The following is a 20931-nucleotide window of genomic DNA, read 5'->3' as shown; positions in this document are numbered from 1 at the left end:
CCAGCGAAGGCAGCTCCCCGCGAACCTCCCCGCAAAACGACATTTTTGATTCAGCAACCGTGTAATGGCGTCTTTCTTTGTAATCCGCGGTCCTGATCACGGGCAACAATTTGCGCTTTCCGGTAGAGCGAACACGATTGGCCGTGACGCTGGCAATCAGATTCGATTGCACGACAGCGAAGTTTCTCGGCAACACGCGCAAGTCACCGAGGAGGCCGACGGGGAGTTTCAGATTGCAGATTGTGGCAGCAGTAATGGCACATTTGTAAATAGTGTGGCCATTACTTCGACTCGATTGCACAGCGGGGATCGCGTGCAGTTGGGACGCACGCTGATGATCTTTACCCGCGACACGAAAGCCGGGCATGAACCGGCCATCGAATCGGTTGAAATCGTAGCGGCTGACGCAGGCTTAGCCGATCAAATCCGCGACCGTTCGGTGGCCGCTCCGCAAGCAGCTCTGTTACCTAGTATAGCATCCGACCATTCATCGCCGGGTCAGGCTAGCTTGGCGGAATTGAGCTACGGTGAATTGTTGTTCCGCGTCAGTGAGGCAATTCACCGAACGCTGGATGTCGACGAACTGTTGCGGACTGTATTGGCTTTGATCTTTCAATGGATCCAATGCGATCGCGGTTGCATCATGCTACAGGACGAAGAAACCGGAGAACTCACTCCGGCATGTACGCAAGACCGCGAATCATCGCTAGCCAAGCGTACAAAGTCGCTGCGCATTAGCCGGACGATCGTCGAGCATGTGCTGCTTCATCGCGAAGGTGTTATCACCAGCAATGCTCAAGCCGATGCGCGCTGGAACGCCGCGGCTAGTGTTGCAGGATTCGGAATACGTGAAGCTATTTGTGTGCCCATGCTCGGGCGTTATGGAGTACAGGGGGTCATTTACGTCGATACCGAAACTCCGTCGGGAGAACTGCCTCTTCGTAGCCCTGCCAATCGACTGGACAGTCATCATCTCAAGCTATTGATGGCCATTGCCAGTCAGGCGGCGCTGGCCATCGAAGACACTCAGTTTTATCGGGCCATGTTGCAAACGGAACGCCTGGCGGCCATGGGACAAGCCATTGCGAATGTATCGCACCATGTGAAGAACATTCTGCAGGGAATCAGCGGTGGTAGTTATCTGGTCGAAGAAGGCTTGAAGCACCACCGTTTTCCGCCCGTTATTCAAGGCTGGGATATTGTGAAGAAGAACCAGCAGCGCATCAACAACTTGGTGCTGGACATGCTGTCCTTTAGCAAGGACCGTCAGCCTGAATTGGCACTAGGCGATGTGAGTCAAGTTGTAACGGATGTCATGGAAATCATGCGCAGCCGCGCAAGTGATTTAGGAGTCGCCTTGGCGGTGCATCTGCCCGAACAGCCGCTATTTGCCCACATGGATAGCGAAGCCATCCATCGAGCGCTGCTAAATCTTGTAGGCAACGCAGTGGATGCTGCCGCCGCAGTCGAGCCGCCTCGGGCTGATGCACCCAGCGTGACGATTGCAGTTGAAGCGGATCGAGCCATGCGGCTAGTCAAAATCATTGTCAGCGATAATGGTATTGGCATTCCCGCAGATCAGCTAGCTCGTATTTTCCAACCGTTTTACAGCTCCAAAGGTGCTCGCGGCACTGGACTTGGGCTACCGGTGAGTCTCAAAATACTGCGCGAACATGCAGGAGACATCACCGTGCAGTCACAGCCAGGGCTGGGCAGTAGTTTTACAATGCACTGGCCAGACCACCAACACAAATAGCTTTTGGCACTTTCTAAGTTGCGTGGCCGTCAAGGTCTTACAGGTAGCCACCGTCATCGGTCGGTGGGGATTTGGCTCATCCGGCGCCAGAGCGTGGACAGCTACCAATCTGCCTCGACTTGTCAGATTTTGCAGGTTCAATCGGCGCGGACGTCGGTTGTAATGTCTTGCGCAGCTGACGATTTGCGACTAGAATTGTGCGACAGCCACAATCAGCCAACCACGGAATCTTGTCCGGTTTGGCCTGTAGGGTCAGTTAAACGCTTGTTCCATAGGAGAATTATGTCGACAGTTGCTTGGACCCCTGACTCGTGGAAGTCAAAAGCCGCCCGCCAGCAGCCACACTATGAAGATCGCACCGAACTGCGCGATGTGCTAGCTCAATTGGCTCGTCTGCCGCCATTGGTGACAAGCTGGGAGATTGTCAAGCTGCGCGAACAAATCGCACTGGCACAGCAGGGGGAAGCTTGGGTCCTGCAAGGTGGTGACTGCGCTGAGTCATTCGCCGACTGCGAAGCCGAGGCCATCGCTAGCAAGCTCAAGGTGTTGCTGCAGATGAGCCTGGTATTGATCTTCGGCTCGCGACAATCCGTGGTCCGCATCGGCCGGATTGCCGGACAATACGCCAAGCCGCGCAGTAGTGATACCGAGACGCGTCAGGCATTAACTCTCCCATCGTATCGTGGTGACTTGATCAATCGCAATGAGTTTTCGCCGGAGAGCCGACGCAATGATCCTCAGCAATTGTTACGGGGCTACGAGCGATCTGCTCTGACGCTGAATTTTATTCGCGCGCTTAGCGAAGGTGGTTTTGCAGATTTGCATCACCCCGAATATTGGAAGCTGACTTTTGTGTCGGAGAGGTCTGAGCATCAGCGCTATCGCCAGCTCTGCCAATCGCTGGGACAAGCTCTGGAGTTCATCGAGTCGATTACCAATCGCCCAGTTCCTGAACTGCGGCGAGTTGATTTTTTTACATCGCATGAGGCATTGCATCTCGAATACGAACGCGCTTTGATTCGCCCCAGTGTACGCGACGGCAACTGGTACAACATGAGTACTCACATGCCGTGGATCGGCGAGCGGACGCGCGATATCAATGAAGCTCACATCGAGCTGCTACGCGGCTTGCAGAATCCGCTGGGGATCAAGATTGGGCCGTCGATCACCAGTGAACAGGTTGTCGATTTAGTGCGATACGTCAATCCCGATAACATGCCGGGACGCGTGACATTGATTCATAGGTTGGGAAAGGACCGAATTGAAGCTGCGCTACCACAATTGGTCGATGCCGTGAATCGCGCGGGTCTGCGGGTGTTATGGGTCTGCGATCCGATGCACGGCAATACCGTGTCGGCATCCACTGGTCAAAAGACGCGTCGCTTTGACGATGTCCTGGCCGAATTGCGCAGCGCCTTTGCCGTGCATCGCAGCTTGGGATCGTGGTTGGGCGGGACGCACTTAGAGCTGACCGGCGAAAATGTGACCGAATGCGTAGGGGGCACTTCAGGCCTGAGCGAAAAGGACCTCGATACCGCCTACAACACGACCTGCGACCCACGACTCAATTACGATCAAGCCATGGAAATCGCCTTTGCGCTGGCCGACGAATTGCAACGCAAATAGCGGTGTCATATTAATGGCGATGGTCTTTTTCCTTTAATTCCTTACCGCCTAAGGCGCTGACTTGTAGTACCACTTGATTGATTGTGTCCGGCTGGATGTCAATCATCAGCCCCGAAGTCTTGTAGGAATTGTGTTTGGGATCGACTACACCAAAAGCACTCCCTACGGTCCCCAGTTGCTCTGCCACTACGAATTGAACGACAACGCAATCGTGAATTCCAGCCACGGCACCATCTCCAGGACGGAAGGTGGAGAGTGTAAACGAGCCATCAGGTTGAATCTCGCCCCGTGCGTTTAGTCCATGTTGCCGCGACTTTGCCTCTACCGTACCGGTGCGCACTGCGGCACCGCTCGGGAACAGAACTTTCCCCTGCACCGGATAGGTGTCTGGGTGGCTGTTACAGCCTGATAAACAGCTCAGTACCCAACAGCTGAGGGCGAAGTACATACGCCTTTTCTGGTAGCCTCCGTCGTCCAAACGGCGGAAAGTACTGCGGCCTCGCCACAAGAAACTGCTGCTACTCATGGCCTGCGGTAATCTGCCCATCGTTTCTGGAGCATAAATTGCCCAGCAATTCGGTATCTATCGTGGAGGCTATAGCTCGCAGGCTGCCGTCGGACATTGCAAAGTGACATATTCCTGGGTGCCAACTGCCCCACGCCGCCAAACCATTGCGCTCGTCGCGCATGTTGGTAACGATAGGTACAGTCGGTCCGCCTACACGCGTGGAATTGAATACGTGATCTCCATTGAAAATGAACGCATCCAACCCCGATTCGCCAAGCTTTCCGAGGGGTACATGCATCTCCCCTGTCAACGCGGTGTTGCTCAGGCCATCCAAAATATCGGTCGCTCGAATTCGATCCGCCCAATCCATCGGCATTGTCGCACGGCAATGCGCTCGACTGCTAATGATGACCCCGGAACCGTTTCCCCCGTAATAGAAGTCGCTAGGCAAACCGACAGCTCCAGGTGACAAATCGCCATGATTGCCGGCGTAATCGCCAACGGCTCCAGATGCTAGGGTGGAGCTGCTCGTCCGAACGGGTACTCTACAGCCGCAGGGGAGCGTGATCCACTGTGTTGTTTCACCGGTCAAGAGTCCTGCTCCCACCGAGCCTGTGGCACGGCGCGTGGGGCAGGCATAGACAGACGGTGCGTGACTGCGAATTGCATCCGAATGACTCGCATACGGCATCGTGTAATCCCATTGCGACTCAGCGGCAGCGTGTTCCAAGAAAGGCAATATTCGCACCAGCCAAGTCGCCTCTGCGCCCCCACAGGCATAGGCACTACTATCGCCTGGTCGAGGCTGATATCGCGCTGGTGGAAAAGCGTTGTGCGCATCGTGAAACAGGCTAGTTGCCAAGGCTATTTGCCGCAAATTGTTTTTACATTGCGTCGAACGACCCGCCTCACGAGCCGCCTGGACGGCCGGCAAAATCAGTCCCACCAACATTCCGATAATGGCCAACACCACCAATAATTCGACTAGAGTGAATGCGGTTCTCGTTGGCCTGCAATCACGATTCATTTGTGTTTGAACTCCAACCATAGGTATTTAGAAATGTGCAGTCGCTCGAGGGTCGCGCAAGTCGACGGGCCTCCGCCAATTCTGGCAGTCCAATCCCTATCCCCCAATTTCGTCTGCGAGTAAAGTATACCACATAGGAATGTTGTTTCATTCCAATTAGTAACGTGCCAAGGCGATCCGATTAGATCACTGCTCCTTAAATATAGTAAAGAAGCAACCAAATGCGTTTAATGACATTTCAATCAACCGCAGCTTGCAACTGGCTTAAAGCATGGCAATCGGTGGCCGTAATGGGCATCATTCTGGCGGTCAGTTGTTGGATGAACCGGTCCGCTGTCGGTCAAGAGCCTCGCTCGGCGGCTAGCGACTCAAGGCAGTCGGCGGTCGCGAGCGATCAAGCTTCCGCTGAAAAACCGGTCAAACCAACCGGAGCTAATTTAGAGGGCATCGCCGAGCTGGCGGTGGGTAGAGAGTTTACCGCGCAGGATACGCTTAATTGTGGCCAAGAGGACAATGAAGATGCTCGAGAGTGCCTGGACGGACTGAGTTGGCAACTGGGGAAATTCAAAGTGCAACTGGCCCAGCCGCGTGTTGGTGATCGCATGGAGCGCATGGTGCGATTTGATTCGCCGTTGCCGCTGGGTGATTCCACGAATGACCTGGTGGCCGTCGAATGGTATGTAGCCCACGATGAACTTGGCCGGCCGGTAAGGGCCCCAGCCATGGTTGTCGTTCACGAATCGGGCAGCGGCATGACGGTCGGTCGCATGATTGCCCAGGGACTGCGTGCCCACGGATTGCACACCTTCATGATGCAAATGCCCGGCTACGGCGTTCGCAAGAGTGCACAGATCGGCGAAGCCCACGCCAAAGAGGCCGATGCGCTGCGGCTGATTCCCGCCATGAAGCAGGCAATTGCGGACGCGCGCCGCGCTCGAGATGCTGTTGCTGCGTTGCCCTATGTAGACAGTTCGATGATTGGCATTCAGGGAACCAGCCTGGGCGGCTTTGTGACGGCAACCGTCGGTGGTTTTGATGCTGGATTTGATCGCGTCTTTGTGCTGCTAGCCGGTGGTGACCTGAATCAAGTGATTTTCAACGGTGCCAAAGACGCCGCCAATGTGCGTCAGCGACTGGAGGAAGCCGGTGCTACGCCTGAAATGATCAAAGAAGGGACTCGACACATCGAACCGCTGCGCGTGGCCCATCGCGTGCGGCCTGAAGTAACTTGGCTGTACAGCGGCAAATTCGACGATGTCGTGCCTCCCGCCTGTTCGCACGCCTTGGCCAAAGCCGCTTCGCTATCGGCCGAGCACCACATCGAAATGCCTGTCGATCATTACTCAGGGGCGCTGTACATTCCCAAAATCCTGTTGGACATGGCCAAGATCATGGAATCCCCTAAGTACAAGAAATAGTGCTATTCGTTGTACCCCCTGTCCAGCGGAACGGATAATCCGTCGATGGTCGCGAGTCATTTAGACGGGCTGTCTGTCCAGAAGCAGGATTGTGGCTGTGCAGCCTGCGACCGAAAGTATGGCACTTGGATGAGATTCAATCGCCCGACTGTTCGGGCTAGAATAGCGACAAGGAAATGCGCGGTGATGTTCCTGAGCATGGCCGCTGGGAATTCATTTTGATCCGGTAGATCGTGACACTCTTGATACTCGGTCCACGGTTTGAATATCCATGTACTACGGCGAGAGACTCAACAGCATCAGCCATTTGGTAGGGGCCGCGTTGGCTTTAATGGGTCTGGGCGCACTGTTGGCGATCAGTATTCAAATCGGCGATCCCGTGCTGGTATTCAGTTTCAGTGTGTTTGGCATCGCGTTGGTATTGATGTACGCCATGTCAACGCTTTACCACAGCTTTCGAATGCCGCGTCTCAAAGACCTCTTTCAGCTGTTCGATCACATCGCCATCTATGTGCTGATCGCCGGTACCTACACACCCTACACATTGATCAGTCTGCGCGACGGCAACGGATGGCGGATTTTTCTTGTCGTTTGGGCATTAGCGGCAGTGGGTATCATCAGCGAACTATTCTTGTCCGGTCGATTGATAAAATTTGGCCAAATGTTGATCTATCTAGGCATGGGCTGGGTCGGTGCAATTGAATTGTCCAATCTACGGGTGACTATATCCGATGTGGGCCTGTACTGGCTGATTGCAGGGGGAATTTCCTATACGCTGGGCGCGGCTTTCTACTTGCTAGACAAGGCTCGAATGCTCACCCACGCTCACGGGATTTGGCACTTCTTTGTACTGTTGGGCTCCGTGTGCCATTTCGTCTCGACCATTGGGTATGTTCGATAGCTTCCTGAGCAGGTGAATGCTCATTTGGTTGAAGTACTCCGCGTAGCTCAGAGCGTCACAGGAGCTGCTGTCAGTTGAAGGCTTGAATGTAGAAAGTTTTTTGCATGTTGCTTCGAGTCTCGATCATTGTTGCACTGCATGTCGGGCTGATGCTGTCTCGTGATGCAACGGCGCAAGCCGATAAGCCTAACGTCTTCAAGGCTGGTGCTGCCGTGGTGGATATTACTCCACGGGATATCGGGCCGGATAATCCGTCGATCATCGCCGGTAGCTTCCTGGAAGGTACTGCGACCTCAGTTCACGCCCCGTTGTTTGTGCGCACTTTGGTGCTGGATGATGGCCAGACGCGCATCGTGTTATCTGTGGTTGATACCTGCATGATGACGCAGTCGCTGATCGACGAGGCCAAGTCGCTGGCCAGTCAGCAGTGCGGCATTGACAGCCAGCGAATGATGGTTGCGGCCACACATACCCATTCGGCCCCGGCGGCGATGAGTTGCCTGGGGACGCGTCAGGACAAAAAGTATGCGGCAAGGCTGCCAGGAAAAATCGCCGAATGCATTGTGGCAGCGCAGCAGAATCTTGTGCCGGCCCGTATCGGTTGGGCCAGCGTCGATGATTGGCAGCACACGCACAATCGGCGCTGGATTCGCAAGCCCGAGTCCAAGATCGTCGATCCGTTCGGCGAAGCGACGGGGCTGGCGCACATGCATCCCGGACATCAAAGCCCGGAAGTAATTGGTCCGTCCGGGCCGGTTGATCCAGCGCTGTCGGTAATTGCAGTCAAGACTCTGGATGACCAACCGCTGGCAGTGTTCGCCAATTACTCGCAGCACTACTTTGGCGCGCCGGCCGTCTCGTCCGATTATTTCGGGCTGTTTTGCAAACATCTGGCGACGATCATGCGGCAGCCTGGGGAAGGCAACGGGCCGTTTGTGGCGGCGATATCGCAAGGCACCAGCGGCGATCTGATGTGGATGGACTACGGATCGCCGGCAAATAGTCCAACGCTGACAGGTTATGCGGAGCAGGTGGCGCGTTACGCAGAAAAGGCGCTGGCCAAAGTCGAATACCGCGATTTTGTCGAGCTGAAGATGGTCGAGAGAAAACTGGCACTGAACTATCGAGTGCCCGACCAACGGCGCTTAGACTGGGCCAGAACTGTCGCGGCGGAAATGGGAGAGCGCCTACCCAAGACGCTACCGGAGGTATACGCGCACGAGGCAATCTTCTTGCACGATATGCAGAAGACACAGCTCAAGTTGCAAGCGATTCGCATTGGCGACCTGACGATCGCTACACTGCCCAACGAAGTCTACGCACTCACCGGCCTGAAGCTGCGTGGACGGTCCCCGGCAATTTCACATTTCAACATCGAATTGGCCAATGGTGCTGAAGGCTACATCCCCACTCCCGAACAACATGTACTTGGCGGCTATACCACTTGGCCCGCTCGGACGGCGGGCTTGGAAGTCGAGGCGGAATCGAAAATTGTCGAGACCCTGACGCAGGCACTCGAAGAGGCTACAGGTCAGCCGCGCCACGTAATGCAAGATCAACATGGCCCCTACGCTCAGAAGATTCTGGATTCAAAACCGGTCCAGTACTGGCGGCTGAACGATGAAGATGGCAACACACCTCGCAACGCAGCGCCCACCGGACTGCCAGCCCGGCTCTCACCCGGTTTTGCCTGGTTCCTGCCTGGCGTGGGCAGCGGCACCGGCATCGGCCAGCGCGAAGCCTTGACATTCTCCGAATTCTCTGGCCCTAATCAGATCAATCGGGCGGTCCATTTGGCGGGCGGAAGTATGCAGTGCAGCACAGCCGGCTTGAGCAGTGATTACTCCATCAGCCTGTGGTTCTGGCTGGGCGAGCGCAGTGGTGCTAGCCAGCGCCAAGGCGCTTTGATTCAGGGACCGACGGGCGAATTGCTAACCGCAATGCAAAACGCTCAGCACCAAGTGACGCTAAAGTTGCTGGATCAGACTTCGACATGGCATGGTCGCGCGGATCAATGGAATTTTGTGACGCTGGTTCGTCACCACAATCAACTAAGCGTTTTCGCCAATGGACTGCCACAGCCGGTAGTGAGCGCAGCCTCATTAGGCAATTCACTATCTGAGACAATGATCATTGGCCAAGGCCTGCAAGGAAAAGTCGATGAAGTTGCCGTGTTTAACTCAGCATTGACCACAGAGCAACTGCAGCAGTTTTGGAGTGTCTCCAAAATACAGCTTGAACACCAGCAGGATGCAACCGAACAGCAAGCCGAAGAGCGCGAACGTAACGCGCGACTTAAGCCACCCGCCTTCTCGACAGACTACGCACATTGGATCCAGTCCATCGAGCCCAATTGGTTTGCTCCGCTCGATGCACTGCCCGATAACTTGAATTCGTCGGGCAAGGTATCGTTTCACCCCGCCACCTTTGCACAGTTTGAATCGGGACGGTTGAGCGGCACGATGTCGCCGTCGCCATCAGCCTATAGCGTATCACTCTGGTTTCGTAATGATTTGCCAATTAGCGCTCGCGCCGTAACCGCCTATCTGTTTTCTCGTGGCCCGGATGCTGATGCTCAGGCCGCCGGAGACCACTTGGGTATAGGCGGCAGCTATCGCAACGATCTGACCGGAAAGTTGATTGTGTTTAATGGCAACCTGCGCAATCAAGTGTTGGTCGGCAAAAACATAGTCACGCCGGGATTCTGGCATCATCTGGTACTGCAGCGAGATGGTAGTCGCGCCAAAGTCTGGTTGGATGGCCAGGTCGAGATCGAAGGGGAGTTAGAGTCCACGGCCTCCGACGCGAATCAATTCTATCTGGGTGCGCGCAATGATCAGTTTGCACCACTGCAAGGTGGCTTGGCTTATGCGGCGATCTTCGGACGCTTGATTGAAGACCAACTGGTTCCCGCGCTTTTTGAGAATTCCGGAATTGCGAGTTCTGCGCGCGCAACCCAGGTGGCTCCTGCCCGGACTACGACCAGCCAGCCAATTTCTCCGCAGGAGTCGCTTGCCGGCATGCATGTGCCGCTCGGATACCGAGTGGACCTGATGGCCTGTGAACCTCAAGTTCTTGATCCGGTGGCTTTCGATTGGGATGCGGCCGGCCGCTTGTGGATTGTCGAAATGGCTGACTATCCGCTGGGCCTGGATGGACAAGGAGAGCCCGGCGGTCGCGTGCGGGTGCTGGAAGATACCGATGGGGATGGTCGCTACGAAACGAGTCAACTGTTTGCCGACAAGCTTAGCTTTCCCACTGGCATTCTGACGTGGCGTGATGGTGCGCTGGTGACTGCAGCGCCGCAATTGCTGTTTCTGCAAGACACCGACGGAGATGGCCGTGCCGACGTGCGTGAGGTGTTGTTTGCAGGATTTAATGAAGGCAATCAACAGTTGCGGATGAACGGCTTACGCTGGGGAATAGACAACTGGGTCTACTGCGCCAACGGTGGCCACCATGCAGCACATGGCTTGGGTGTGCAAGTCCGGTCCATTCGCAACGGGCGGACCTATGAGCTGGGCAGTCGTGACTTTCGCTTCAATCCGGATACCGGTGAGCTGCAAGTCGAATCGGGGCCATCGCAGTTTGGTCGCAATCGTGATGAGTGGGGGCATTGGTTCGGTACTCAGAACGCCAGTCCGTTATGGCACTATGTTTTGCCAGATCGCTATGTAGCTCGCAATCCACATGTGCCAACGGTCAGTCCAATTCATCATGTCGTACCCACCGGTAGTCCCCCAGTCTATCCGGCCAGTCCACTAGAGAAGCGTTATCACAGCTTCGAGCAGTCGGGGCGATACACCTCGGCCTGCGGGAGCACGATCTACGGTGACAATCTGTTGTTTCCGCTGATACGATCGGCAACTCCCAACGACCAGCGGCCTCAGCCGGGGCACTGCTTCACGTGCGAGCCGTTTCACAATCTGGTGCAGCACAACTGGATGATTGACGACGGTGTCAGCTATACAGGGATTCGGCCCGACAACGAAGGGGCCATTGACTTTTTCGCCAGTCGAGATCGTTGGTGTCGGCCGGTAATGGTCCGCACCGGTCCCGATGGGGGCTTGTGGGTCGCGGACATGTATCGCTACATGATCGAGCACCCCGATTGGCTGCCTGCTGAAGGTCGCGCAGAACTGTTGCCTCACTACCGACTGGGCGACGATCGGGGACGCATCTACCGAATCTTCCCCAGCATCGAGCCGCATCATCCAGTGCCGAAGCTGACCGGCGCAAATACTCAACAGTTGATTCGTTATCTGGCATCTAGCAATATGTGGCTACGCGACAAGGCACACCAAATGCTCTGGTGGCAGCAAGCACCGCAGGCGGCCGAGCTGCTCGAGCGCGCACTTGGGGACCACGATTCACCGACCGCTCGCATTCACATCATCAACCTGCTGGACGGCATGTCGGCATTGCGCGATCCCATCTTGCTCACTGCGCTGAACGATCCCCATCCGCGAGTCCGTGAGCACGCGGTCCGATTGGCCGAGAATTCTTCCAGTGCGGCAGTTATCGCCGCTGCCTGCAAGTTGTTCGCAGATGTAGATGCCAAAGTCTGCTTGCAGTTAGCCTTGTCCGCAGGCCAGTGGACCGATCCAGTAGCCGCTGAAGCGCTGGTTGAGCTGGCTCGACGCTTTCCCGCAGAGCCGTACATGGTCTCAGCCATCATGAGTTCCGCACTGGCACATGAGAGGCTGTTTGCCAAAGGCATCTTTGTGTCCCAAGATGAGGAAGTGCAAGCCGCCTTTCGTGAACCGCTGCTTCGGCAGTCTATTGGACGTGCGAATTTTGGCACTATGACTACCGTGTTCGAAAGTCTGTTCAACCTGCCTGAGTCTGCTCAAGTCACTGCAAACTACGAACTGCTGCAAACACTGCGTAGCATCGGCGCAGAATTTAACAAATTGCTTCAAGATGATTCCAACATGGAGCTCACCACCATCGCCGCGCGATTGGAATCCTTATGGAGCCGTGCCTTAGCCCGCGTGTCCGATCAGGACGCTGACATCGCCTCGCGACTGGCGGCCGCCAAGCTGCTGCTGCACAGCCCAACTCATCGATCTTCAGCGATTACCGCGCTGGCCGACTTTTTAAGTCCGCACGTCGATTCACTGACGCAGAGTCAAGCGCTTAATGCGCTGTCGCAATCCGCTGCCGACGATGTTCCAGAGATACTGGGTGGAGCCTGGAACCAGCTAACGCCCAACCTCCGCAGTCAAGCCATCGATGTCTGGCTATTGCGTACAGCCTGGACGGCCGATCTACTGCAGCGGCTGGAATCGCAGCAGATCAGCGCCAGCAGTCTATCCCTGACGCAGCGCTCGCAATTGCTCCAGCACCCTGTCAATGCCATAGCACAGCGCGCACCACAGACTCTCGCGCAGACCACACCTTCCAGTCGTACCGCAGTCATCGCCAAATACCAACCCGCACTGCAATTGGCGGGTGACATGGTCAACGGTCGACAAGTCTATCTCAAGAGCTGTGCCAGCTGTCATCGGCACGGCAATGATGATGGCCATGACGTCGGCCCCAACCTGGCCACCGTCGTCAGCCACGCACCAGAAAAGCTGTTGGCCAGCATTCTCGATCCCAACCTGGACATCCAGCCCGGATATCAGGCCTACACCTGTCTGTTGGAATCTGGCGAAATCCTAAGTGGTATTCTGATCAGCGAAACCGCCAGCAGCGTGACCATCAAGCAAGCCAACGGGGCGATACGCAGTATCACTCGCCGCGAAATCGAGCAATTAACGACCGCCAACAAATCCTTCATGCCCGAAGGACTCGAAGAAAATCTTGCTCTTCAAGATCTCGCTGATCTCATTCATTTTCTGCGACAGCCGTAAAACAATACGCCACCAGCGATAGATTCCATAGCCCGTGGGTCCGCAGCACAACTGCGCACCTGTGGGTTCAATGCGAGGTCCTAGGCGAACCTGCCAGTGTCACGACTTCCCGGGAGGAAATTCTAGTTCACCTCAGGACTGCAGTGCCAGCGCGTGGCTGTCAACGATGCCAATGCTGCTGTTCGGCTCGGCCGCCACAAAGTGAAGCTTTGCCGAACAGCAGATTGGCGATCGCGGGCGTTTTAGATGGCTTCTTCGCCAGATTCGCCAGTGCGAATGCGTACCACGTCGTGCAGATTGGTAATGAAAATTTTGCCGTCACCGATCTGGCCCGTCTTTCCGGCCTGCAAAATGGTGGAAATTACCGATTGCAAGCTGGAGTCGTTGCAGACCACTTCAACTTTGACTTTGGGCACAAAATCCACGTTGTATTCGGTACCGCGGTAAACTTCGGTGTGCCCCTTCTGTCGCCCGTAACCCCGAACCTCGGTGACGGTCATCCCGTGCACGCCAGCTTCGGTTAGAGCGTTCTTGATATCTTCAAGCTTGAAGTGTCGCACAATTGCTTCCACTTTTTTCATCTAACGTTCCTCTCGTCAAGTTTTTAAATGTTTCCAGTGATTGTGTGGATGACTATCCGACGATGGTCGCTCCGCATTGCGGAAGGCTCATCGCGGGGGATCAGCGGTCGTCGGTTTGCGAGCGACCAACTGGTGATTATCGAATGTAGCCTTCTTCGCCGTGTTGACTAACGTCCAACCCGCGCACTTCGTCATCCATCGACACTCGCAAACCAATGACGGCGTCGAGCACTTTCAAAATGATGAATGTTCCGATTCCAGTAAAGACGACTGTCACACCAACAGCGGCGGCTTGCCCCAACAGCAGTGACATACCTGCGCTAGGGTCATACCACACACCATCGGCTTTGTCGACTACGTGCTTGGTGGCGAATACGCCGGTTAGCAAGGCACCGGCTGCACCACCCACGCCGTGAACACCGAAGGCATCCAGCGAATCATCGTACTTGAAGGCGGCTTTGACCTTGGTGCAAGCCAGGTAACAAACCACGCCAGCTACAGCGCCCATAACCAGGGCGGGCATAGGTTGAACGAAACCTGCTGCCGGTGTAATGCAGACCAATCCGGCAACGGCTCCCGAAGCCGCGCCCAGCACGCTGGCTTTGCCACGAGTTATCCATTCGACGGCTGCCCAAGCAACGGCACCTGCGGCTGCAGAAAAATGCGTTACTACAAACGCGCTCGAAGCCACGCCGTCTGAAGCCAACTCACTGCCAGCATTGAAACCGAACCAACCCACCCACAGCATTCCGGCACCCAGTATGGTGTAGGTCAAGTTGTGCGGACGCATGTCCTCTGACCCGAGGCCCATTCGCGGTTTGATGAGCACCGCGCACACCAAGGCAGATACTCCGGAGCTGATATGCACCACTGTACCGCCAGCAAAGTCAAGGGCTCCACCCAGGATCGCGTGAGATTCGCCGAATGCCAGAATCCCAAGGCCCCACACCCAGTGGCACAGGGGGCAATAAATCAACAAGCCCCATATGGCGCTGAACGCCACCATGGCGCTGAATTTCATGCGCTCAGCAAACGCCCCGCAGATCAGCGCCGGGGTGATGATGAAGAACATTCCCTGAAACACCATAAACGTGAGTGTGGGAATCGCCCCACTCATTGGTGCCTCACCCCCAGACATCGACACACCAGCCAAGAACAAGTGATCCAAGTTGCCGATGTACGGTCCACCCTCGCCAAAAGCCAGCGAATAACCGATGATGCCCCACAGCACGGTCATCATTCCCATCAGGAAGATGCATTGCATCAGCACGCTGAGTACGTTCTTGCGACGTACCAAGCCACCATAAAACATGGCTAAGCCGGGCACTGTCATGAATAGTACGAGCGCACTGGCGGTGAGCATCCAGGCGTTGTGACCCGCCAACGCGGCTTCACTGCCTGCGGCTTCCAAGCTGCTGAGTCGCTCCTCAAGGGCCGCCACATATCCTGGGTCACTCACAGGTGGTAGCGGCGGTGTTTCATCCGAAGATACGTCAACGACTTCCCCCGCCACGGGGGCCTGAGCCGTCTCGTCCTGCCCAAACGCCAGCGGTGCCATACTCCAGGCCAGCAGTACACAGCCTGCTGCGGCAAATCTTAAATGCTTCACACTTTTCTCCCATCGAAAATTGAGTAAACAATTCGAACCACAATACGACTGTCTCCAAAGCGTGCTAGAAATTCCTCTATGTGATTTCATCGTCCATTAATGAAATCGCACGCCAGTGCGTCAACCATGAGATACATGCTAACCTAATCTTGCTGGCTTTCGTACACCTTAGTTTACACTTCTGGAGATTTTTCGACATTTTGTTGGCTTTAATTGGGAGTTGACGCTAACTGATTACTGCAGGAGATTCGCGCAATGGAAGAAAACAATCCTTTATGAGCAATCTACAGGAGATGCCTACTTCGTAGATCGACCATTGAGCGCGATTGCTAATGGGGAATAACGCGACGTTGAAGTTGGTGTGGAAATTTGTCGCACGTGTGTTTGGGAGAGCTGTTGGAGGTCCCGGAAAGGCCTGAACAGCCCGCGTACGGTAAGTCGTTGGATACGAAAGCGGTGTATGATGAGGGCACAGATAATGGCTTGTGCAATCCCTTGGCTACGGCTCGCTTTAGGAATCCGTTATGTTTCACAAACTGCGTCGCGTTTGTTGGTTGTTCGTCTTGTTTTTTCAGGTGAGTGGCATGTCCTTGCAAGCTGAAGATTGGATGTCCCAAGTCAATCACAAATACGCAGACAGCCATGGCGTCAAGATTCATTACGCAGTCGCTGGTTCGGGACCGTTAGTGGTGTTTGTTCATGGATTCCCGGACTTCTGGTACAGTTGGCAACACCAGATGCGCGGACTGTCTAGCGACTTCACCGTAGCGGCAATGGATACGCGCGGCTACAACTTGAGCGACAAGCCAGAGGGTGTCGAGCAGTATGACATGGCGCTACTGGTCGCCGACGTTGCTGCAGTCATCGAGTCCGAACAGCAAGACAAGGCAACCATCGTCGGACACGATTGGGGCGGCGCAATTGCCTGGGCCTTCGCAGCCATGCGTCCCGACAAAACAGACAAGCTGATCATCGTCAACTTGCCCCACATGTCCGGTTTGGTCCGCGAACTGATGCAAGAGAATTCTTCGCAGCATCGCAATTCGTCCTACGCACGCATGTTCCAGCGAGAAGACTCGCACAAGGCGCTCAACGCTCAAATGTTGGCTGGTATGGTTGCAGGTAAAGACGCTCAATTGCGAGCCAAGTATGTCGAGGCCTTTGAGAAGTCATCCCTAGAGTCGATGATGAACTACTATCGCCGCAACTATCCACGCGAGCCGTACCAGATGCCCGAGTTTCCAAAGATTCAAGCACCCGTGTTGCAGTTTCACGGTTTAGCTGACACAGCGCTTTTGGCGCCAGCACTCAACAATACGTGGGATCACCTGGAGCAGGATTGGACTCTGGTCACGCTGCCGGGTGTTGGCCACTGGTCGCATCATCAAGCCGCCGACAAAGTTACCGAGACGATGCGCTGGTGGCTTAAGATGCGGAAATAGTTGCTGATTTGCGAGGTGCACCGCAGTTATTTCAGCTAGTGGTGTTCGAATTGTCCTTCGGTCCAGCGCCGCAATGCCAGGCGACTGGTAGTATTGACGCAGCCTAGTACGAACAATCCCAAGAGTGTGCTGGTAATGATGGCTGCGATCATGGCGTCGGTGCGCAACGTGCGCTGCCAACTGGCGATCAAGGTACCTAAACCTGGGCTTGCCGTAGACGACTCACCGACAAAGAACTCACCCACTATGGCACCGATCACTGCCAAGCCAGCGCTGATCCTGGCTCCCAGAATCAAGCTCCGCACCGCAAATGGAATTTGTAGCTTCCACAGTGTTTGGCAGCGGCTGGCACCGCACAATTGAAAGAGTTCATGCAAATTGCGATCAACGGAAATCAGGCCAGCAGTCACATTGGAAACGATCGGAAAGAGGCTAATGATGGTGGCTACCAGCACGATCGTTTGTAGACCGTAGCCGAACCAAGTAATCAGCAGCGGAGCAATTGCCACGATGGGTACCGTTTGCAAAAAGATCACGTAAGGATACATGGTCATTCTCAACCAGCCGGACAGGCTGAGCAGTATGGCGAGTCCCACACCGAGCAAGATACTGGTTGCCAAAGCAGCCAGTGCCGCCGCTGCCGTGATACCAAAACCTATTAGCAATGTCTGCTGTTCACGTACGGCGGCAGCTAACACGCTTGTGGGTGGTGGCAGAATCATCTGCGGAGTTTGCAGCCATGTAACGAGTCCTTGCCACAGCAGTACAAATGTCACGAAGACCGCCAGGGTTCCCAGCCAGCGCCGGTATCGGTCACCTGAACTGTGCATTGAATCCATTTAGGAGCTAGCCTCTGAAAGTGCCGAGCTGATCGATCCGTACATGTGAGCAAATTCCACGCTGCTGCGTTGCTGATGGCTTCGGGGCCAGCCTAGCGAATTGGAAATGATGCGTGATACTCGCTGTCCACCAAGCACAACAATCCGATGACTCAAATAGGCTGCCTCGGCGATGTTATGTGTTACAAACAAGATGGTTCTTCGGCGGCGCTGCCACAACTCCAGCAGCAGTTGATTCAGTTTGCTGCGCAGCAGGTCATCAAGAGCAGCGAACGGTTCGTCCAGCAGCAACAGACTTGGGTCCGTCACGAGGGCCCGAGCAATACTGGCGCGCATCTTCATGCCACCGGACAGTTGTCTCGGAAAACGATGCCAACTTTCGGAACCTAGCTCTACAGATTCGAGTGCCTCAGCAACGCGCTGTTGCATTTTTTCAGCAGATAAGCGGCGGTGGTATCGCGCTCGCTGCAATTCAAAAGGCAGGGCTACGTTTTCGTATGTAGTCCGCCACGGCAACAGCGTTGCGTCTTGAAAGACAAATGCCAAATCACCTAGCCTACGAATAGGTGTCGATCCAGTTGCCTGGATAGTCCCCGCCTGATAGGGCTGCAGTCCAGCGACAGCCCGAAGCAGCGTACTCTTGCCGCAGCCCGATGCACCCACTAAAGCCACGATTTCGCCAGCGCAAACACTCAATTCCAGGCCATCGATCACAGGTGATGCCTGGCCGAAGCCAATGCTGAGGCCGTGAATCTCTAGACCGGCGGCGTCGGCAGGCTCCAGTGGCGGTTGGCTTGAATTGCCCATAGAGCATCACTGTCGTTGATTGAGTGGGATTAGGATGCTGCAGGAGCCTCGGCCACAGGGCTAGCCACCGGTGCGGGCTGTGGAATAGTCGCCAGGATTTCCACCGCCTTGCGACCCTTAAACGCGCCAGCCCGGGCATGGAATTTTCCAACTCCAGCTACCGTTACCTCGAGTGGTGAGCGGCAGTCTTTGTCGGTGGTGATGATGTCACCGACTTGCAAGTTCAGCAGGTCCACGGCGCGTATATCGGTGTTGACCACTTCGACGACAACTTCAATTTCAGAATGATCGATCAATGCCTCAATTTGAGCTGCGGTGTTTTGATTGCTTCGGGATGACGCATAGCCTTTCCAGCTATTGCTCGTCAGTTTATTACCAATGCGTTCGATGGTATTGAACGGAATGCATAGGTTGACGGTGCCTCGAGACTTGCCCAATAGCAATTCCAGGCTCACCAGAATGACGACTTCGTTGGGTGGAACGATTTGCACCAGTTGGGGGTTACTTTCAACGCGCTCCAATTCAATGTTCAGATCAACGGCGTTTTCCCAGGCACTGGCCAAATCTCGCAAGAAAGCCTGTGTGACTCGTTGTGTCAGCCGCAACTCAATTTCACTCAACGGTCTCTTCAGAGCACTGTCAGCACTCGAACTGCCGCCCAACATGCGATCGATGATAGGGTACAAAATCGAAGGACTAATGTCCAGAATCCAATTGCCTTCCAGGGGCGTGGGCCGTAGCAGGTTGAAGCAAGTTGGAATTTCCAAGCTGTAGACAAATTCACTATAGGTCAATTGGTCGACGCTGATCAGTTTCGCTTCAGCAATCGTGCGCAGCAGCGCCGACAGTGAGGCCCCGAAGCTACGAGCAAAGCCTTCGTGCAGAGACTGCATGGCTCGCATCTGTTCCTTGCCCACGCGTTCGGGGCGTTTGAAATCGTAGGCCACCACACGTTGACGGGGAGCGGTGGGTTTGATCATCGCGCTGATCGCCTCGTCGTCAGCGGGGGGCGCAGCGGGCCGTTGAGCAGTGGATGCAGCAGCCGACGCGCCGTCACCGGCATCCAGTGATCGCAGCAGTTCCTCTAGTTCTTGATTTCCTAGTGTATCATCGCTCATCCGTGCTCTCCTGACTCAGTGCGCTGCGCAGCTGTTTTCCGCGCGATCGCCAGTTATTCACGCACCTGTCCCTGCCCATCCACCAAGTATTTGTATGTCGTTAATTCACGTAGTCCGCATGGACCGCGCGCATGAAATTTGTTGGTGCTTATGCCAATTTCGGCTCCCAATCCAAAACAACCTCCATCATTGAAGCGCGTACTAGCATTGACCATCACCGCACTCGAGTCCACCGCCTGCTGAAAGCGCCGCGCTGCTGACAAATCACTAGTCACGATGGCATCAGTGTGATGCGATCCATAGAGGTTGATGTGTTCAATTGCTGCGTCCAAATTGTCAACAATGCACAGGCTGATGATCGGTCCGAGATATTCGGTACCCCAGTCCTGTTGTGTGCCTGGCACAGCGGCAGGTATCTTGCTGCACACGCGAGCATCGCCGCGCATTTCAATGCCACGCGCCGTCAATTCGTCAGCGATTTGAGGCAATATAGTGTCCGCCACATTCTGGTGAATAAGCAAGCTTTCGCACGTATTGCACACTCCCAGCCGCTGACATTTGGAATTGATGACTACCCGCACCGCCATATTCGGGTCGGCAGTGGCGTCGATATATACGTGGCAATTGCCGTCGTAATGTTTGATGACTGGCATGCGAGCTTCGCTGACCACACGTTCAATCAATCCCTTTCCACCGCGCGGGATGGCGACATCGATCCATTGGTCGAGCTGAAGGAAGTGGCCTACTGCGGCTCGGTCAGGCGTGCTAACGAGCTGTACTGCTGATTCGGGAAGTCCGCAGCGCTTAGCTTGGTTGTTTATGATTTCAACCAGTGCCTGCGACGAGTGTGCAGCCTCCTTGCCACCACGTAGTATCACTGCATTGCCGCTCTTGACGCAAATGGCTGCCGCATCGACCGTCACGTTGGGTCGCGATTCGTAGATGAACAGCACGGTGCCCAGCGGCACGCGAACCTTCCGGATCTCCAGACCATTGGGACGAACCCAGCCTTCGATGGTTTCACCGACAGGATCGCGCAGTCTGGCAATGTCTCGCAACGAACCGGCAATTTCGGCAATGCTCGCTGGGGACAGCCGCAAGCGATCGATTGACGCTTCGGTCAAACCAAACTCCGGTGCCGCTGCGATATCTACAGCATTTGCCTGCAATATGGATTGGGTTTGATCCTCCAACGCATCAGCGCAGGCCAGTAACCATCGGTCTTTGACCGCAGTCGGCAGACAGGCCAACTGTCGAGATGCCTGGCGAGCGTGGCGAGCCATCTGCAGGCACTGCTGCTGCAAGTCGTTGTGCTGTAATTTGGAGACGGTCGTCATGGGCCAAGTATCTTAAATTTGATATCTGTAGGTCAACGTCAGAGGAATCACAATTGCCAGCATTGCTATCATCGTTCCCACAATAGTTCTGGTAGCTGGTTGGG

The 20931-nt window shown here is 55.1% G+C and carries 14 protein-coding genes; 6 read left to right on the top strand and 8 right to left on the bottom strand.

Features of this window, described 5'->3' with window-relative positions; genetic code table 11:
• The first annotated feature begins 64 nt into the window (after positions 1–64).
• Positions 65–1756, top strand: a complete 1692-nt coding sequence (locus KF752_00555) for an FHA domain-containing protein (protein MBX3420022.1) — start codon at positions 65–67, stop codon at positions 1754–1756.
• A gap of 282 nt (positions 1757–2038) precedes the next feature.
• A complete protein-coding gene (locus tag KF752_00550; protein MBX3420021.1) occupies positions 2039–3382 on the top strand; it encodes a 3-deoxy-7-phosphoheptulonate synthase class II in 1344 nt (447 codons plus the stop codon).
• Positions 3383–3392: 10 nt separating this feature from the next.
• Here the strand turns inward: KF752_00550 and KF752_00545 are convergent, their stop codons facing one another.
• Together KF752_00545 and KF752_00540 are read right to left on the bottom strand one after the other, a co-directional pair.
• Positions 3393–3830, bottom strand: coding sequence for a hypothetical protein (locus tag KF752_00545; protein ID MBX3420020.1), 438 nt, complete (start codon positions 3828–3830; stop codon positions 3393–3395).
• 70 nt (positions 3831–3900) lie between these two features.
• Entirely contained in the window at positions 3901–4917 is a 1017-nt protein-coding gene (locus KF752_00540; protein ID MBX3420019.1) for a DUF1559 domain-containing protein, read from the bottom strand.
• Between the two features lie 230 nt (positions 4918–5147).
• Here KF752_00540 and KF752_00535 point away from each other — a divergent pair, with 230 nt between their 5' ends.
• From KF752_00535 to KF752_00525, 3 genes are all read left to right on the top strand, one after another.
• Entirely contained in the window at positions 5148–6335 is a 1188-nt protein-coding gene (locus tag KF752_00535) for a prolyl oligopeptidase family serine peptidase (GenBank protein ID MBX3420018.1), read from the top strand.
• A gap of 322 nt (positions 6336–6657) precedes the next feature.
• On the top strand, positions 6658–7236 hold the full coding sequence (locus tag KF752_00530) for a hemolysin III family protein (GenBank protein MBX3420017.1): 579 nt from the start codon (positions 6658–6660) through the stop codon (positions 7234–7236).
• Between the two features lie 104 nt (positions 7237–7340).
• A complete protein-coding gene (locus KF752_00525) occupies positions 7341–13094 on the top strand; it encodes a neutral/alkaline non-lysosomal ceramidase N-terminal domain-containing protein (GenBank protein ID MBX3420016.1) in 5754 nt (1917 codons plus the stop codon).
• A gap of 242 nt (positions 13095–13336) precedes the next feature.
• On the opposite strand, the gene KF752_00520 is transcribed toward KF752_00525, so the two are convergent.
• Positions 13337–13675: a P-II family nitrogen regulator gene (locus KF752_00520; protein MBX3420015.1), complete on the bottom strand. Its 339-nt coding sequence runs from the start codon at positions 13673–13675 to the stop codon at positions 13337–13339.
• Positions 13676–13811: 136 nt separating this feature from the next.
• Complete coding sequence (locus KF752_00515) at positions 13812–15233, bottom strand: ammonium transporter (protein MBX3420014.1); 1422 nt, start codon at positions 15231–15233, stop codon at positions 13812–13814.
• Positions 15234–15808: 575 nt separating this feature from the next.
• Between KF752_00515 and KF752_00510 the strand changes: the two genes are divergently transcribed.
• Positions 15809–16726 (top strand): alpha/beta hydrolase, encoded by a 918-nt coding sequence (locus KF752_00510; GenBank protein MBX3420013.1) that lies wholly within the window; start codon positions 15809–15811, stop codon positions 16724–16726.
• A 35-nt stretch (positions 16727–16761) separates the two neighbouring features.
• Here the strand turns inward: KF752_00510 and KF752_00505 are convergent, their stop codons facing one another.
• Genes KF752_00505 through KF752_00490 form a run of 4 tightly spaced genes read right to left on the bottom strand, consistent with a single transcriptional unit; the run spans position 16762 to position 20827 of the window.
• On the bottom strand, positions 16762–17556 hold the full coding sequence (locus KF752_00505; GenBank protein MBX3420012.1) for an ABC transporter permease: 795 nt from the start codon (positions 17554–17556) through the stop codon (positions 16762–16764).
• Positions 17557–17565: 9 nt separating this feature from the next.
• Positions 17566–18372, bottom strand: coding sequence for an ABC transporter ATP-binding protein (locus KF752_00500; GenBank protein ID MBX3420011.1), 807 nt, complete (start codon positions 18370–18372; stop codon positions 17566–17568).
• A 29-nt stretch (positions 18373–18401) separates the two neighbouring features.
• Positions 18402–19490, bottom strand: coding sequence for a flagellar motor switch protein FliM (gene fliM / locus KF752_00495; protein ID MBX3420010.1), 1089 nt, complete (start codon positions 19488–19490; stop codon positions 18402–18404).
• 53 nt (positions 19491–19543) lie between these two features.
• The gene (locus KF752_00490; GenBank protein ID MBX3420009.1) at positions 19544–20827 is read right to left on the bottom strand and encodes a glutamate-5-semialdehyde dehydrogenase; all 1284 of its coding nucleotides are present in this window, start codon (positions 20825–20827) and stop codon (positions 19544–19546) included.
• Positions 20828–20931 lie beyond the last annotated feature (104 nt).

It is taken from the genome of Pirellulaceae bacterium (genome assembly GCA_019636385.1).
In the GTDB taxonomy this organism is placed as follows: domain Bacteria; phylum Planctomycetota; class Planctomycetia; order Pirellulales; family Pirellulaceae; genus Aureliella.
The sequence above is the reverse complement of the archived record's forward strand: the minus strand, read 5'-3'. Positions and strand labels throughout refer to the sequence as shown.